The 12,594-nt window shown below is 67.5% G+C and carries 15 protein-coding genes; 3 read left to right on the forward strand and 12 right to left on the reverse strand.

The features are described from left to right. Positions 1–111: 111 nt before the first annotated feature. From VGE03_RS05240 to VGE03_RS05285, 10 genes are all read right to left on the reverse strand, one after another. Positions 112–984 (reverse strand): hypothetical protein, encoded by an 873-nt coding sequence (locus VGE03_RS05240; protein WP_331045417.1) that lies wholly within the window; start codon positions 982–984, stop codon positions 112–114. A gap of 83 nt (positions 985–1,067) precedes the next feature. Next, positions 1,068–1,508, reverse strand: coding sequence for a hypothetical protein (locus tag VGE03_RS05245; RefSeq protein WP_331045418.1), 441 nt, complete (start codon positions 1,506–1,508; stop codon positions 1,068–1,070). 183 nt (positions 1,509–1,691) lie between these two features. After that, the gene (locus VGE03_RS05250) at positions 1,692–2,420 is read right to left on the reverse strand and encodes an ABC transporter ATP-binding protein (protein WP_414644892.1); all 729 of its coding nucleotides are present in this window, start codon (positions 2,418–2,420) and stop codon (positions 1,692–1,694) included. Beyond that, positions 2,413–3,732: a lipoprotein-releasing ABC transporter permease subunit gene (locus VGE03_RS05255; RefSeq protein WP_331045420.1), complete on the reverse strand. Its 1,320-nt coding sequence runs from the start codon at positions 3,730–3,732 to the stop codon at positions 2,413–2,415. The genes VGE03_RS05250 and VGE03_RS05255 overlap by 8 nt, the downstream gene beginning before the upstream one ends. Continuing rightward, on the reverse strand, positions 3,729–5,045 hold the full coding sequence (gene proS / locus VGE03_RS05260; RefSeq protein WP_331045421.1) for a proline--tRNA ligase: 1,317 nt from the start codon (positions 5,043–5,045) through the stop codon (positions 3,729–3,731). Before proS ends, VGE03_RS05255 begins: the two co-directional genes overlap by 4 nt. A gap of 183 nt (positions 5,046–5,228) precedes the next feature. Further along, on the reverse strand, positions 5,229–5,567 hold the full coding sequence (locus VGE03_RS05265; RefSeq protein WP_331045422.1) for a DUF3088 family protein: 339 nt from the start codon (positions 5,565–5,567) through the stop codon (positions 5,229–5,231). 10 nt (positions 5,568–5,577) lie between these two features. Continuing rightward, a complete protein-coding gene (locus VGE03_RS05270) occupies positions 5,578–5,838 on the reverse strand; it encodes a DUF1467 family protein (protein ID WP_331045423.1) in 261 nt (86 codons plus the stop codon). Then, positions 5,838–6,263 carry a methylmalonyl-CoA epimerase gene (gene mce, locus VGE03_RS05275; RefSeq protein ID WP_331045424.1) on the reverse strand — a complete coding sequence of 142 codons (426 nt, stop codon included), beginning with the start codon at positions 6,261–6,263 and terminating at the stop codon, positions 5,838–5,840. Before mce ends, VGE03_RS05270 begins: the two co-directional genes overlap by 1 nt. Positions 6,264–6,357: 94 nt before the next feature. Then, the gene (locus tag VGE03_RS05280; RefSeq protein WP_331045425.1) at positions 6,358–7,974 is read right to left on the reverse strand and encodes a M20/M25/M40 family metallo-hydrolase; all 1,617 of its coding nucleotides are present in this window, start codon (positions 7,972–7,974) and stop codon (positions 6,358–6,360) included. Between the two features lie 81 nt (positions 7,975–8,055). Continuing rightward, entirely contained in the window at positions 8,056–8,469 is a 414-nt protein-coding gene (locus tag VGE03_RS05285) for a hypothetical protein (RefSeq protein WP_331045426.1), read from the reverse strand. A 67-nt stretch (positions 8,470–8,536) separates the two neighbouring features. Here VGE03_RS05285 and VGE03_RS05290 point away from each other — a divergent pair, with 67 nt between their 5' ends. Continuing rightward, the gene (locus VGE03_RS05290; RefSeq protein ID WP_331045427.1) at positions 8,537–9,025 is read left to right on the forward strand and encodes a hypothetical protein; all 489 of its coding nucleotides are present in this window, start codon (positions 8,537–8,539) and stop codon (positions 9,023–9,025) included. Between the two features lie 64 nt (positions 9,026–9,089). On the opposite strand, the gene tsf is transcribed toward VGE03_RS05290, so the two are convergent. Together tsf and rpsB are read right to left on the reverse strand one after the other, a co-directional pair. Next, positions 9,090–10,031: a translation elongation factor Ts gene (tsf, locus tag VGE03_RS05295; protein ID WP_331045428.1), complete on the reverse strand. Its 942-nt coding sequence runs from the start codon at positions 10,029–10,031 to the stop codon at positions 9,090–9,092. Between the two features lie 106 nt (positions 10,032–10,137). Continuing rightward, positions 10,138–10,977, reverse strand: coding sequence for a 30S ribosomal protein S2 (gene rpsB / locus VGE03_RS05300; protein WP_331045429.1), 840 nt, complete (start codon positions 10,975–10,977; stop codon positions 10,138–10,140). A gap of 212 nt (positions 10,978–11,189) precedes the next feature. On the opposite strand from rpsB, the gene VGE03_RS05305 reads away from it, so the two are divergent. Beyond that, positions 11,190–11,720: a hypothetical protein gene (locus VGE03_RS05305; RefSeq protein ID WP_331045430.1), complete on the forward strand. Its 531-nt coding sequence runs from the start codon at positions 11,190–11,192 to the stop codon at positions 11,718–11,720. 62 nt (positions 11,721–11,782) lie between these two features. Beyond that, positions 11,783–12,451, forward strand: coding sequence for a hypothetical protein (locus tag VGE03_RS05310; protein WP_331045431.1), 669 nt, complete (start codon positions 11,783–11,785; stop codon positions 12,449–12,451). Positions 12,452–12,594: the final 143 nt, after the last annotated feature.

The raw sequence follows: 12,594 nt of genomic DNA on the forward strand, positions 1-12,594 counted from the left end.
TTGCCAGACCAGCAGCACGAACCCGGCGCACGAGGCCAGCGACAAAGACTCCCGAACCCAACGCGCCATAAGACCGCTCCCGGATTGATGTTCCGGGTATGTTCTATGTTCTCATTCTGTTCGCGTCAAGGCCTGAAGCTTTTGCGAAATCACTGCCTGAATTTCCTCTCGGCGATGATCCGCAATTTTGGCCATCATCGCTTCTCTGAGTCCCAGCTTGTCGGCCACGCGCAGATCGGCGGCTTCGGCGGCAGTCAGGATAATCGCAGCCTCAACTTTCTGGCTTCCATCGCCGCTCGTCAGCGTCAGTACGAGCTCAACGGGCGGGGGAGCGTACACTCTGAACTGGAAATCTCCGCCCTCGCGGGGAAGGGCATGAGATGTTGACGTGACTGGATCGAAACGTTGCAGCTGAAAGGTGGAGCTGAGGTCGGTCTGTAGATTGACCTCTACGACACATGAACGAATGTTCTCTCTGAGGACGATGGCCGAACCTGGGAATGGAGGGCTGATCAACTCGAGAGCCGGCGTGACATTGAGATTGGATAGATATGCAATCCACTGATTGAGCGATGAGATCAGAAATGGATCTGCATCTCGCTGCTCTCCGTCCAGGCACGACACAATCACCCGAACTTCTGCGTCCGAGTATCGACCAATTTCGTCTTCATAGAGGGTCTCAATCGCGACTTCATTGATTGAATCAAGGCGATTGACGTAGGTCTGCTTCCCCCGTTCTCGAACACCGTGTTTTGCCGCGTTCGATAGCTCCGCTACGAAAGTCAGTTCGGCGGATTGCAACGGCCGCCAGCCGAGGTTTGTCGGAAGAAGCTCTGGGAAGTGGTGCAGCGCTGTAGCGAGCTCAAGGGCGGCGGCCTTTAGCCGATTCATGCCTGTTCTGCGAGCATCTCGGAGGTCACGATAGCGTTCGTACGCGCCGAGAACACGTTGGTGAAACAAAGCTTTGATTTGAGCCTTGTCCATTTGGCTACGCGCCTCCCGCTTACTACTCCCCTTCGCCGCCGAGCGCTCTTTCAGGCTTTCGCCCAGCGGCCGCGCGATCCGCCCTACCGGTCCAGAACGGCGAACCCGGCGCGGACGTCGCTGTAGCGCTCGCGGATGGAGGCGCGGCGGCCTTCATCGCTGCCGCACATGAAGTCGACGATCTTGCGGTCGCCAGCGGTGTTGATCGGGTACCACTGGGTCTCGGGCTCGCGCGGCATGATGAAGGTCATGTCGGTCTCGTAGAAGGCCCCGCCCGCCGCGCGGATGGTGCTGTCGGCGCAGTTGACCTGGATGTCGCCCAAACCGACCACGCGGCGCTCGGCCGACACCCGCAGATAGACGGCGCCCCGGGCGCGGGCGACGTCCCCTTCCCGGCTCCAGGAGGCGGCGTCGATGTTCATCACCCCGTCCGCCTGACGCGCAACGACGCGGAAGTCCCCGGTCGGGTTCTCCGCCTGGCCCGTCAGGAGGCTCAGGGCCGCAAGGCCGATCATGAACGTCATCCGCGACTTCCCCCCAAGGCTGCGCAGGTCGAGTGTGCGACGGCGCGCGCCGTCTGCCTAGAGCCTGATCGGCTGAGGTGGAATCGCTTCGCGATTCCGCTGATGCCGTGAATCAGGCTCCAGAATTATGCTGGAGCGAAATCTGAGCTGAGTTGGACTGCGTCCAACTCAACCGATTTCGCTCTAGTACTCGTGGCTTTCGGCCGGACGCTCTTCCAGATGGCCGTCCTTGATGGCGAAGACGCGGTCCATGTGACCGGCCAGCTCCATGTTGTGGGTGGCGATCAGGGCGGCGACGCCGGTCTGCTTGACCACGTCGTGCAGGGCCTCGCACACGGTCTGGCTGGTGGCCGGATCGAGGTTGCCGGTCGGCTCGTCGGCCAGCAGCAGGCGCGGACGGTTGGCCAGGGCGCGGGCCACGGCCACGCGCTGGCGCTCGCCGCCCGACATCTGGGACGGCTGGTGGGTCAGGCGATCGCCGAGGCCGAGCCCGGTCAGGAGCTCCCCGGCGCGGACGCGGGCATCGGCCTGTTTCCAGCCGGCGATGCGCAGCGGCAGGGCGACGTTATCGCGGGCGTCGAACTCGGGCAGCAGGTGGTGGAACTGGTAGACGAAGCCGATGCGGTCCAGCCGGATGCGGGTCCGCTCGCGGTCGCTGAGGTCGGCGACGGCCTCTCCGTCGATCTTCACCTCGCCCTCGGTCGGGTGCTCCAGCAGGCCCGCCGCGTGCAGCAGCGACGACTTGCCCGAGCCCGAGGGCCCGATCAGGCCGACGATCTCGCCCGGCATGATGTCGAGGTTCACCCCGCGCAGCACGGTCAGACCGCCGGTGGCGGTATCGTAGGTACGGGTCAGGTTGCGGACCGACAGGACGGGGGCCGAAAGGACGGGAGCCACGGTCGTCTCACTCATAACGAAGGGCCTCGACCGGATCGAGCTTGGCGGCCTGCCAGGACGGGATCAGCCCGGCGACGCAGCTCATGAAGAAGGACCAGACGGTGACCCAGAAGACATCGGTCGGGTCGACCAGGGCCGGAACCGCGTCCAGCATGTAGACGTCGGCGTTGAACAGCTGGACCCGGAACAGGCCTTCGAGGAAGTGCTGGATCGAGCCGATGTTCAGGCAGAACAGCAGGCCCAGCAGCAGGCCGGTCAGGGTCCCCGCCACGCCGATCATGGCGCCGGACAGGAAGAAGACGCGCAGCATCGACGACTGGCTGGCCCCGACCGTCCGCAGGATGGCGATGTCGCGGGTCTTGTTCTTCACCAGCATGACGATGCCGGAGATGATGTTCAGCGCGGCGATGGCGACGACGAGGCCGAGGATGATGCTCATGGCCACGCGCTCGACCTTGAGCGCGCCCCAGAAGGCGGCCAGGCGGTCGCGCCAGTCGGTGACGATGCCGCTGCGGCCGACGGCCTGCTGGACGGGCGCGCGCAGGGACGCGACGCGGTCGGGCTCGGCGATCTTCAGCTCGATCACGTCCCAGACGGAATCCTTGCCGTAGAAGAGCTGGGCCTGCTCCAGCGGCATGAAGATGAAGGCCTGGTCGAAGTCGGCCGTGCCCGAGCTGAACACGCCGCCGACGCGGTAGGTCTTCTCCAGACCGCCCAGATTGCCGAAGGCGCTGGTGGCGCCGGTGGGGGAATAGAGGGTGATCGGGTCACCGACGCGCAGGCCGAGGCCCTCCGCCAGCGCCTTGCCGATCAGCACGTTGTCACCGCCGTGCTCGCCCTGGCCGAAGCTCCGCAGGGCGGCCGGGGTCTCGGCGAGGCTGTCGTAGACATAGGACATCGACTTCAGGTCGCCGGGCGCCACGCCGCGCACGATGGCGCCCGTGGTCGCCCCGCCCGCGCGGACGATGCTCTGGTCGTTGGTCATGGGGGTGACGAAGGTCACGCCCGGCACGGCCTTGAGCCGGGCCACCGCGGCGTCCCGCTCGGGCGAGCGCAGCAGGTCGCCGGAGACGTACATGTGCCCGTTGAAGGACAGCATCCGGTCCAACAGCGTCGCGCGGAAGCCGGCCATGATGCTCATCACCGTGATCAGGGCCATCACAGCGAGTGCAATGGCCACATAGGAGATGATCGCGATCAGGGCGATGCCGCCCTCCTTGCGCTTGGCGCGGAGGTAGCGGAAGGCCAGCCCGAGCTCCCAGGCGGAGAAGGGACCCGCGGGCTTCGTCGGCTTCGTCGGCTGGGCGGCCGGCGCGGCGTTGGTCATCCGATGAGCCTCGACATGGCTTCGTCCAGCGGCAGGGACAGCTTCTCGCCGGTGGCCCGGCGCTTCAGTTCGACCACGCCGTCCGCCAGACCCTTGGGCCCGATGGTCAGCTGCCAGGGCACGCCGATCAGGTCGGCGGTGGCGAACTTGCCGCCCGGGCGCTCGTCGGTGTCGTCGTAGAGGACGTCCTTGCCAGCGGCCTCGAGCTTGGCGACCGCGTCCTCACAGGCGGCCGAGACGGCTTCATCGCCGGCGCGCAGGTTGATCACCACCACGTCGAACGGGGCGACGGCGTCCGGCCAGATGATGCCGCCCGCGTCGTGGCTGGCCTCGATGATGGCGCCCAGCAGGCGCGACACGCCGACGCCGTAGGAGCCCATGTGCACCGGGGCCTCCTTGCCGTCGGGACCCTGGACGTTGGCCTTCATGGCGGCGGAGTATTTGGTGCCGAAATAGAAGATGTGGCCGACCTCGATGCCGCGGGCCGACAGGCGGTCGCCCTCGGCGGTCTGGGCCTCGAAGGCCGCCGCGTCGTGCATTTCCTCGGTGGCGGCGTACAGGGCGGTGCGCTCGTCGAAGACGGCCTGTACGGCCTCGGGGCTGAAGTCGTGGCCCGGGGCGGCCATCTCGACCAGCTTGCGGTCGCAGAAGACCTCGCTCTCGCCGGTGTCGGCCAGGACGATGAACTCGTGCGACAGGTCGCCGCCGATGGGGCCGGTGTCGGCGCGCATCGGCACCGCCTTCAGGCCCAGGCGGGCGAAGGTGTTGAGATAGGCCGCGAACATGCGGTTGTAGGCGACGCGGGCCGCGGTCTCGTCGATGTCAAACGAGTAGGCGTCCTTCATCAGGAACTCGCGGCCGCGCATCACGCCGAAGCGCGGACGGCGCTCGTCGCGGAACTTCCACTGGATGTGGAAGAGGTTGAGCGGCAGGGCTTTGTAGGACTTCACGAAGCCGCGGAAGATGTCGGTGATCATCTCCTCGTTGGTCGGGCCGTACAGCAGTTCGCGCTCGTGGCGGTCGGTGATGCGGAGCATCTCCGGGCCGTAGGCGTCGTAGCGGCCCGACTCGCGCCACAGGTCGGCCAGCTGAAGGGTCGGCATCAGCAGCTCGACGGCGCCCGCCTTGACCTGCTCCTCGCGGACGATCTGCTCGATCTTGCGCAGCACCCGCAGGCCCAGCGGCAGCCAGGCGTAGATGCCCGCCGCTTCCTGTTTGATCAGGCCGGCGCGCAGCATCAGCTGGTGGGAAACGATCTGGGCGTCCGAAGGCGCCTCTTTCAGCGTGGGCAGGAAGTAGCGCGACAGGCGCATGGTCGGGAATCCGCGAGAACAGGCGTGGGAACGGCTGATGTAGCCGGGACGTGGGGGCGAAAGCTAGGCCGGACTGGGGTCGAGGGAGGAGGTTCGAGGGCCGAGGGAAGGAAGAAGGCGCGAAGGCGCCCCGTGTTCCAACCCTTGATCCGTCCTCGCCCCTCGAACCTCGACCCTAATCCCTCAGGGATGAGGCAATCCGATGCCGTAGCGCGCCGCCAGATACGGGGCGATGGCGTGATCCTGGAGGAAACGGCGGCCGGTGGCGGCGCTGGTCGCGGCGTCGGGCCAGTCGAAGCCGCCGTCCAGCACCAGCAGCGGGCAGCTCTGGTGATCCTCGCCCACCTCGGCGATGACCGGCGGGCGCGGCCGCGGGTGATCCAGATAGGTGATCAGGAGCTGCTCGCGCAGGACCGGATAGAAGGACAGCATGCCCTCGACGAAGGCGCCCGCCGGGCAGAACCACGGGCCGCCGGCGTCGTCGTGCCAGTCGGCGTTCAGCAGGTAGAGACGGTCGGTCATGCGCCCTCCCCTAGACCGGCGGCGCCATGGGCGGCAGGGGCATCCAGCCGAAGAAGACCATGACCATGATCACCAGCCAGACGATGGCCGAGACCCAGGTGGTGGTGATGAATTTCTTCTTCAGCTGCGGGTTCTCGGGCGCGCCCCACTGGGCGCCGTCGGTCGGCTTCTCCTGCCCCTGCTGGTTCATGCCCAGGGGCAGGACGGCGAACAGCACCGTCCACCAGACCACGACATAGATGGCGAACATCGTCAGCGGGCCGATGGGCATCAGTGGTCTCCGTCCTTCGGGGTTTCCATCAGCTCGACCAGGACGCCGCCCATGTCCTTCGGATGCAGGAAGATGATCGGCGTGCCGTGGGCGCCGATGCGCGGCTCGCCCGTGCCGAGGATGGTCGCGCCCTTCGCCCTGAGGGCGTCGCGGGCGGCGAGGATGTCCTCGACCTCGAAACAGATGTGGTGCTGGCCGCCCTTGGGGTTCTTGGCCAGGAAGCCGTGGATCGGGCTGTCATCGCCGAGCGGTTCGATGAATTCGATCTGGCTGTTGGGCAGGTCGACGAAGCAGACCCGCACCCCCTGGGCCGGCAGGTCGAACGGCTCATGAGCCTTCGTGGCGCCGAGGAGGTCGCGATACAGGGCGACACTGGCCTCGATGGAGGGGGTGGCGACCCCGACGTGGTTCAGTCTTCCGATCATGAGGGCGGGTTTAGACTGTGTCGCGGGGCCGCTCAAAGAGAAAGGGCGCCGCAGCCTTCGCCGCGACGCCCTCATGTCAGTCTTCAGTTCGATCCTACTGGAACGGGAACGGGTCCGTCGGGGTCGGCCGGGTCGGCATCGGCATGCGCGGCAGCGGCTCGTCCGAGTTGGCGGCGTTCAGCAGGAAGGTCGCCAGGATGACGGCGGCCTGACGCAGGTCCTCGGCGCGCATGTGATCGTAGGTGTCGATCGAGGTGTGGTGCAGGCGCGCGCCGTAGTCGAGCGGGTCCTGGATGAACTGGAAGCCGGGGACGCCGACGGTCTGCATATAGACGTGGTCGGTCGCGCCCGAGGTGCGCATCGACACCGTCTCGGCGCCCATGGCGTGGAAGGGCTCCAGCCACTGGGCGAAGATCGGGGCGGCGGCGACATTGCCCTCGGCGTTGATGCCGCGGATCTTGCCCGAGCCGTTGTCGAGGTTGAAGTAGGCGACCAGCGAGCCGTGGCCTTCACGCGGCTGGATCGGCCAGCGCTGGCGCCAGGTGCGGTTGTTCGGCAGGGCGTCCAGCGCCTCGTCGCCCAGGGGGGCGCGGGTGGCCAGATAGCGGTCGGTGTAGGCCAGCGAGCCCCACAGCCCCTGCTCTTCCCCGCTCCACAGGGCGAAGCGGATGGTGCGCTTGGGACGCACGCCCAGGGCGCGCAGGATGCGGGCGGCCTCCATGACCACGGCGCTGCCCGCGGCGTTGTCGACAGCGCCGTCGGCGGCGGCCCAGCTGTCCAGGTGGGCGCCGGCCATCACATATTCGCCCGAACGGCTGGTGCCCGGGATGTCGGCCAGGATGTTGTAGCCGTTGGTGTCTTCCTCGTGGAACTGGACCTCGCTCATCAGCTCGAGCGTGGGCTTGGCGTCCTCGGTCAGGGCCAGGCGGCACAGGCGGCGGTAGTCCTCGGCGGCCAGTTCGAGGCCGGGGGTGCGGCGCTGGTCGTCCATGCGGTAGCCGGTGCCGTTGCCGTGCAGCAGGCCGCCGTCACGTTGCGACATGCGGACCCAGGCCAGGGCGCCCTCTTCCTGCAGGAAGGCGTCCAGCTGGCGGGCGAAGTCCGGGCCGCGCAGGCTGTCGGTCGACTGGGCCGAATGGTTGGGGATGTTGTAGACGTTGCCGGCGTTCTCGAGGTCCTCGGCCGTCAGGCGGCGGAAGGCCGGATCGGTCGGCTCGGAGCCGGCGTTCGGGCGCGACACCAGTACGATCTTGCCGGCCAGCTTGCCGCGCCACTTGGCGAAGTCGGCGGCGCTGCTCATCGGGGCGACGATCACCTCGCCGCGCACCACGCCGTTCGTCGACGGGGTCCAGGCGATCGGGATGGCGCGCAGGTCCAGCGGACGCGGCTCGACCATGCGGACGCTCGAGCGGACGACCGACCAGCCGCGGCCGAAGTCGAACGGATCGGCGCGGACGTTGGTCAGGCCCCAGTCGCGGAAGCGCTGAGCGGTCCAGGCCTCGGCCTGGCGCATCTGGGGCGAGTTGGTCATGCGGCCGCCGATACGGTCGGTCAGATAACCCGCGGTGCTCATCACCTCGCTGTGGTTGAAGCCCTGATCGATGATGCCGTTGATGGCGACGAGATCGGGCGACTGGGCCAGCGCCGGGGCCGCGGCCATGGGCGCGGTCAAGGCAAGGGCGGTGGCGGACAACAAGGCGGCAAGACGCATGGAAACTCCCCTGAATCACGGAACGGCGGCGATAGGACCCCAAGCCTGACCGTTGTGCAAAGGAAGAACGTGCGGAACGCGTCAGTCCGTCGCGTCGTCCATGTCGATCGCGTCCTCGACCAGCTTGCGCCAGACCGGATCGGTGTCGTCGACCAGATCACAGTCCTCCAGCAGGGCCACCGCGGCCGAGCCGTCGGGCAGGATCAGGCCGAGCACGTCCATCTCGTCGCCCTCGGGCCCGATGTGGCTCTCGGCCTGCACGGCCACGGCGGCCTGTTCGCCGCCCTCCTCCCACCAGATCACCGGCTGGGGCAGCTCCATGTCGATGACGCGCGGGTCTTCGGTGTCGTCCAGCGCGAACACGGCCTGTTTGGCCTGCACGTCGTCGAGCGTGGCGATGCGCCCGGCGAAGGCGGTCAGGCGGGACCAGTCGTCGGCGTCATAGCCGCCGCCGTCTTCATCGTCAGGCTCGAGGAAATAGTCTGGGCCTTTCACCGGGGGACTCCGAGTCAGGTTTGGGCGGGACAACATACAGCGGATGGCGTCAGAGTGCAGGCGTTCGATGGGCAAGGAAGGGCCGCCGATGACCGCCAGGCCGGATGATTGGAAACGCCTCCCCTTCGAGGAGGTGGTCGCCATCCCGTACAAGGCGGTCTTTACCCGCTCGCAATACGAGAAGCTGGCGCAGGGCGTCATTCCGGAGGTCATGGAAGACAAATGGTTCGCCTATCTGGAGGACCACAGTGTCTTCCTGCACCGCAGTTGGACCGGACAGGGCGTCTATCGGTTCAGGATCGAAGATGACGGCGAGAGCAAGGTCGTAGTGGAGGCGTATTGCGCGGCCAGCGTCGTCGGGACGAGCAGCGCGGACTATCAGGCCGAACTGCTGGATTTTCTGGTGCACGTTCTGCTGCTGCGCGAGCCCAAGCCGTTTCCCCGCCCGGCACATCTGAAAGAGCCCGTCCCTGGCGTGTACCAGCACGCCGTGTCGGGAACCGGTCTGCCTGAGGTGGTGGTCGCCCCGCGGCCCTGGTGGAAGTTCTGGAACTGACCAAAGAAAAAGGCCGGCGCCCTTTCGAGCGCCGGCCTGATTTCAGTCCCGAAGGACGAACGGCTTAGTTGCCGCCCATCATCGAGGCGACTTCCGAAGCGAAGTCCGGGCCTTCGACCTTCTCGACGCCTTCGCCCAGCGCCAGGCGGACGAAGCCGGCCAGGTGCAGGTTCGAGGAGCCGAGTTCCTTGGCCGAGTTGGCGACCAGCTGCTCGATGGTCACGTCCGGGTCCATGACGAACGGTTGCTTCGAGAGCACGACGTCCTTCTGGAACTTGTTGATCTGACCTTCCACGATCTTCTCGATCATGGCTTCCGGACGGCCTTCTTCCTTGGCCTTTTCGATCAGAACGGCGCGTTCCTTCTCGATGGCGGCCGGGTCCAGGTCGTCGGTGTTCAGCGACAGCGGCGCCGTGGCGGCGACGTGCATGGCGATCTTGCGGCCCAGCTCGCGCAGCACAGCCTTGTCGCCTTCGCCTTCCAGGGCGACCAGCACGCCGATGCGGCCGACACCCGGCGAGACGGCGTTGTGGACGTAGGTCGAGACGACGCCTTCCGACACCGACAGGCGGGCGGCGCGGCGCAGCTGCATGTTCTCGCCGATGGTGGCGATCATGTTGGTGACTTCGTCCTGGACGGTCTTGCCGGCTTCCAGTTCAGCGCCGTGCAGAGCTTCCACGGTGTGGTGCTCCAGGCCCAGTTGGGCGAATTGCTTGGCGGCGTTCTGGAACAGCTCGTTGCGGGCGACGAAGTCGGTTTCCGCGTTGAATTCGATGGCGGCGGCGACTTCGCCCTTGCCGTCTTCCTTCGACGCGACGGCGACCAGGCCTTCAGCGGCGACGCGGTCAGCCTTCTTGGCGGCCTTGGACAGGCCCTTGGCGCGCAGCCAGTCGATCGCGGCTTCGATGTTGCCGTCGTTCTCTTGCAGGGCCTTCTTGCAGTCCATCATGCCGACGCCCGAACGCTCGCGCAGTTCCTTGACGAGGGCGGCAGTGATCTCGGCCATGTTCAGTCTCCTTGGAGGGGTATTCGTATGCGGTAACGGCCCGGCTGTTAGCCGGGCCGTGTGTCAGTTCAACGCACGGCTTTCACAGAAAGCCGCGGTGCGATCCTCAGACCGCGGCCTGGTCGGTTTCGACGGCGTCGTTGGCTTCCGAGGTCGCTTCCTGGGCGGCTTCGTCAGCAACGGCCGGCTCGGCCGAGGCGCGCAGCATCGGCTCGTCCGGGTTCACCGAGGCGCCCAGGTCGACGCCGGCAGCGCCGGCGCCGGCGGCCAGGCCGTCCAGGACGGCGTCGGCGATCAGGTCGCAGTAGGTCTGGATGGCGCGGGCGGCGTCGTCGTTGCCCGGGACCGGGTAGGTGATGCCGTCCGGATCCGAGTTGGTGTCCAGGATCGCGATGATCGGGATGTTCAGCTTGCGGGCTTCCTGGATCGCGATCGACTCCTTGTTGGTGTCGATGACGAACATGATGTCCGGGATGCCGCCCATGTCCTTGATGCCGCCCAGCGAGGCGTCCAGCTTGTCACGCTCGCGCTGCAGGCTCAGCAGCTCGCGCTTCACGCGGCCTTCGCCGCCGGCTTCCAGCAGGGCGTCCAGTTCACGCAGGCGGGCGATCGAACCCGAGACCGTCTTCCAGTTGGTCAGGGTGCCGCCGAGCCAGCGGTTGTTCATGTAGTACTGGGCGCAGCGCTTGGCGGCCTCGGCGACCGGGTCAGCGGCCTGGCGCTTGGTGCCGACGAACAGGACGCGACCGCCCTTGGCGGCGACGTTGCGGACTTCAACCAGGGCCTGGTGCAGCAGCGGGATGGTCTGCGACAGGTCGATGATGTGGATGTTCGAGCGGGCGCCGAAGATGTAGCGGTCCATCTTCGGGTTCCAGCGGTGGGTCTGGTGACCGAAGTGCGCGCCGGCTTCGAGCAGCGAACGCATGGAGAATTCAGGCAGAGCCATGATCGTCTTGTCCTTTTTCCGATAGACGTTGCGTGGGCGGTTAAAGGACCGGATGGCCCCTCGGAACGGTGCTGACGAGGATTTCTCCCCCGAAAGCACCACGCCCACGTGCGAAGTGCGCGGGCCGTTTAGTCGGGATGGGCCCGGAAAGCAAGTCTGGACATCGGATCACCGCTCGCCGACACAACACGGGCAATCCGGGGGATGTCATCATGTTCAGATCACTGGCCGTCGCGGCCGCGCTCCTTCTCGCCGCCGGGCCGTCGCTCGCCGCGCCGCAGGCCGACCTCGCCGAGCGTGAGGCCGCCGCCCGTCGCCTGCTCCAGCCGATGCTGGACGAGATGGCCGCGAGCACCATCGAGCCGATCTGGAGCGCCACGGCGGAACTGCCGGTGTCGGAACGGGAACTGGCGGCCCTGCGCGTCGCCTTCGACAAGGAAGCCGCCTCGACCGCCGAGGATATCGGCGCCCGCATCGCCGCGGTCGTCGCCCGCCACGTCCCGCTGGACCAGCTGCAGCCGGGCAATCCCATGTCCTCGCCCGAGTGGGAGGCCGCCGGCCAGGCGCTGAACAACGACTCGTCCGACTGGGCCAAGGCCCGCGGCGTCGAGATGATGGTGCGTGTCCTCGAACAGGGCTGCGCGATCCAGCCGACGCCGTCGGACGCCTGCGCCACCGCCCTGCAGGTGACCGGCGACTACCGCGCCGGGCGCATCAGCCTCCAGGAGATCATGGGCGAGTAAGCCCCCGATCCGGAATCGCCTCCTTCGCATATCGCTGATATGGTGAATGCGGAGGCGGGCTCATGAGGTATCGACGCTGGCTCGGCGGCGCGGCGGTGATCGCAATGGCGGTCGTCGCGGGCGTCAGTTCATCGCAACAGCAGCCGGTCCCGCCGATGGCGGCGACCCAGGTCGACCTGCCCAGAGACCGGGTCGAGGCGGCGGCGCTGGCGCAGGCCCGGCAGGACCCGCTGGCGACGCGCAGCCAGGCGATTCTCAGGCAACAGCGACAGTCCGCGGCCGTGCTGCAACTGGCCCAGTCGTCGCCCGTCCCGGTGCTGGCCCCGGCCGATCCGGCGCTGCTGGGCGGGGCCCGGCTGTTTACCGGCGACCGGCACTACATGCTGGTGATCGAGCGCGGCGAGCAGATCATCGAGATCTACGGCGCGACCAAGGCCTTCCAGTCGGCCGCGCCCGCCCCCTCCGCCCCGCCCCGGACCGCCGCGCCGGTGACGCGGGCGGCCGTGCGACAGCCGGCGGGGCTGGGACAGGCGCTCGGCGCGGCCCGGCAGGTGGGACTGACCGACATCCGGACCGAGCGGACCGAATACGGGGTCGACGTCGCCTTCAGCCGGTTCGGCGCCGCCTATAATGTGAGCTTCATCTGCGAGGCCCAGGCCGCGCCGGGCTGCACCGAAGCCGACGCCGTGAGCTTCGCCGCCGGACTGGTGCTGATCGGAGGCGGGGCGTGAGGCGCGCCGCGCCGCTGGCGGCCCTGCTGCTGCTGACCGCCTGTTCGCCCGGCGGCTGCGGGCAGACCGCGCCGGATGCGCCCGTGAAGACGGGCGAGCCCCCTGCCCCGGCGCCGGAGCCCGAACCGCGCGCGCCGGACCCC

This window comes from Brevundimonas sp. (genome assembly GCF_036400995.1).
Taxonomy (GTDB): domain Bacteria; phylum Pseudomonadota; class Alphaproteobacteria; order Caulobacterales; family Caulobacteraceae; genus Brevundimonas.

What these genes read in the sequence shown, in the direction of transcription:
- VGE03_RS05240 (WP_331045417.1), bottom strand. Translation starts at nt 984, where the DNA reads ATGGACAAGGCTCAAATCAAAGCTTTGTTTCACCAACGTGTTCTCGGC.
- VGE03_RS05245 (WP_331045418.1), bottom strand. Translation starts at nt 1,508, where the DNA reads ATGACGTTCATGATCGGCCTTGCGGCCCTGAGCCTCCTGACGGGCCAG.
- VGE03_RS05250 (WP_414644892.1), bottom strand. Translation starts at nt 2,420, where the DNA reads ATGAGTGAGACGACCGTGGCTCCCGTCCTTTCGGCCCCCGTCCTGTCG.
- VGE03_RS05255 (WP_331045420.1), bottom strand. Translation starts at nt 3,732, where the DNA reads ATGACCAACGCCGCGCCGGCCGCCCAGCCGACGAAGCCGACGAAGCCC.
- proS (WP_331045421.1), bottom strand. Translation starts at nt 5,045, where the DNA reads ATGCGCCTGTCGCGCTACTTCCTGCCCACGCTGAAAGAGGCGCCTTCG.
- VGE03_RS05265 (WP_331045422.1), bottom strand. Translation starts at nt 5,567, where the DNA reads ATGACCGACCGTCTCTACCTGCTGAACGCCGACTGGCACGACGACGCC.
- VGE03_RS05270 (WP_331045423.1), bottom strand. Translation starts at nt 5,838, where the DNA reads ATGCCCATCGGCCCGCTGACGATGTTCGCCATCTATGTCGTGGTCTGG.
- mce (WP_331045424.1), bottom strand. Translation starts at nt 6,263, where the DNA reads ATGATCGGAAGACTGAACCACGTCGGGGTCGCCACCCCCTCCATCGAG.
- VGE03_RS05280 (WP_331045425.1), bottom strand. Translation starts at nt 7,974, where the DNA reads ATGCGTCTTGCCGCCTTGTTGTCCGCCACCGCCCTTGCCTTGACCGCG.
- VGE03_RS05290 (WP_331045427.1), top strand. Translation starts at nt 8,537, where the DNA reads ATGGGCAAGGAAGGGCCGCCGATGACCGCCAGGCCGGATGATTGGAAA.
- tsf (WP_331045428.1), bottom strand. Translation starts at nt 10,031, where the DNA reads ATGGCCGAGATCACTGCCGCCCTCGTCAAGGAACTGCGCGAGCGTTCG.
- rpsB (WP_331045429.1), bottom strand. Translation starts at nt 10,977, where the DNA reads ATGGCTCTGCCTGAATTCTCCATGCGTTCGCTGCTCGAAGCCGGCGCG.
- VGE03_RS05305 (WP_331045430.1), top strand. Translation starts at nt 11,190, where the DNA reads ATGTTCAGATCACTGGCCGTCGCGGCCGCGCTCCTTCTCGCCGCCGGG.
- VGE03_RS05310 (WP_331045431.1), top strand. Translation starts at nt 11,783, where the DNA reads ATGAGGTATCGACGCTGGCTCGGCGGCGCGGCGGTGATCGCAATGGCG.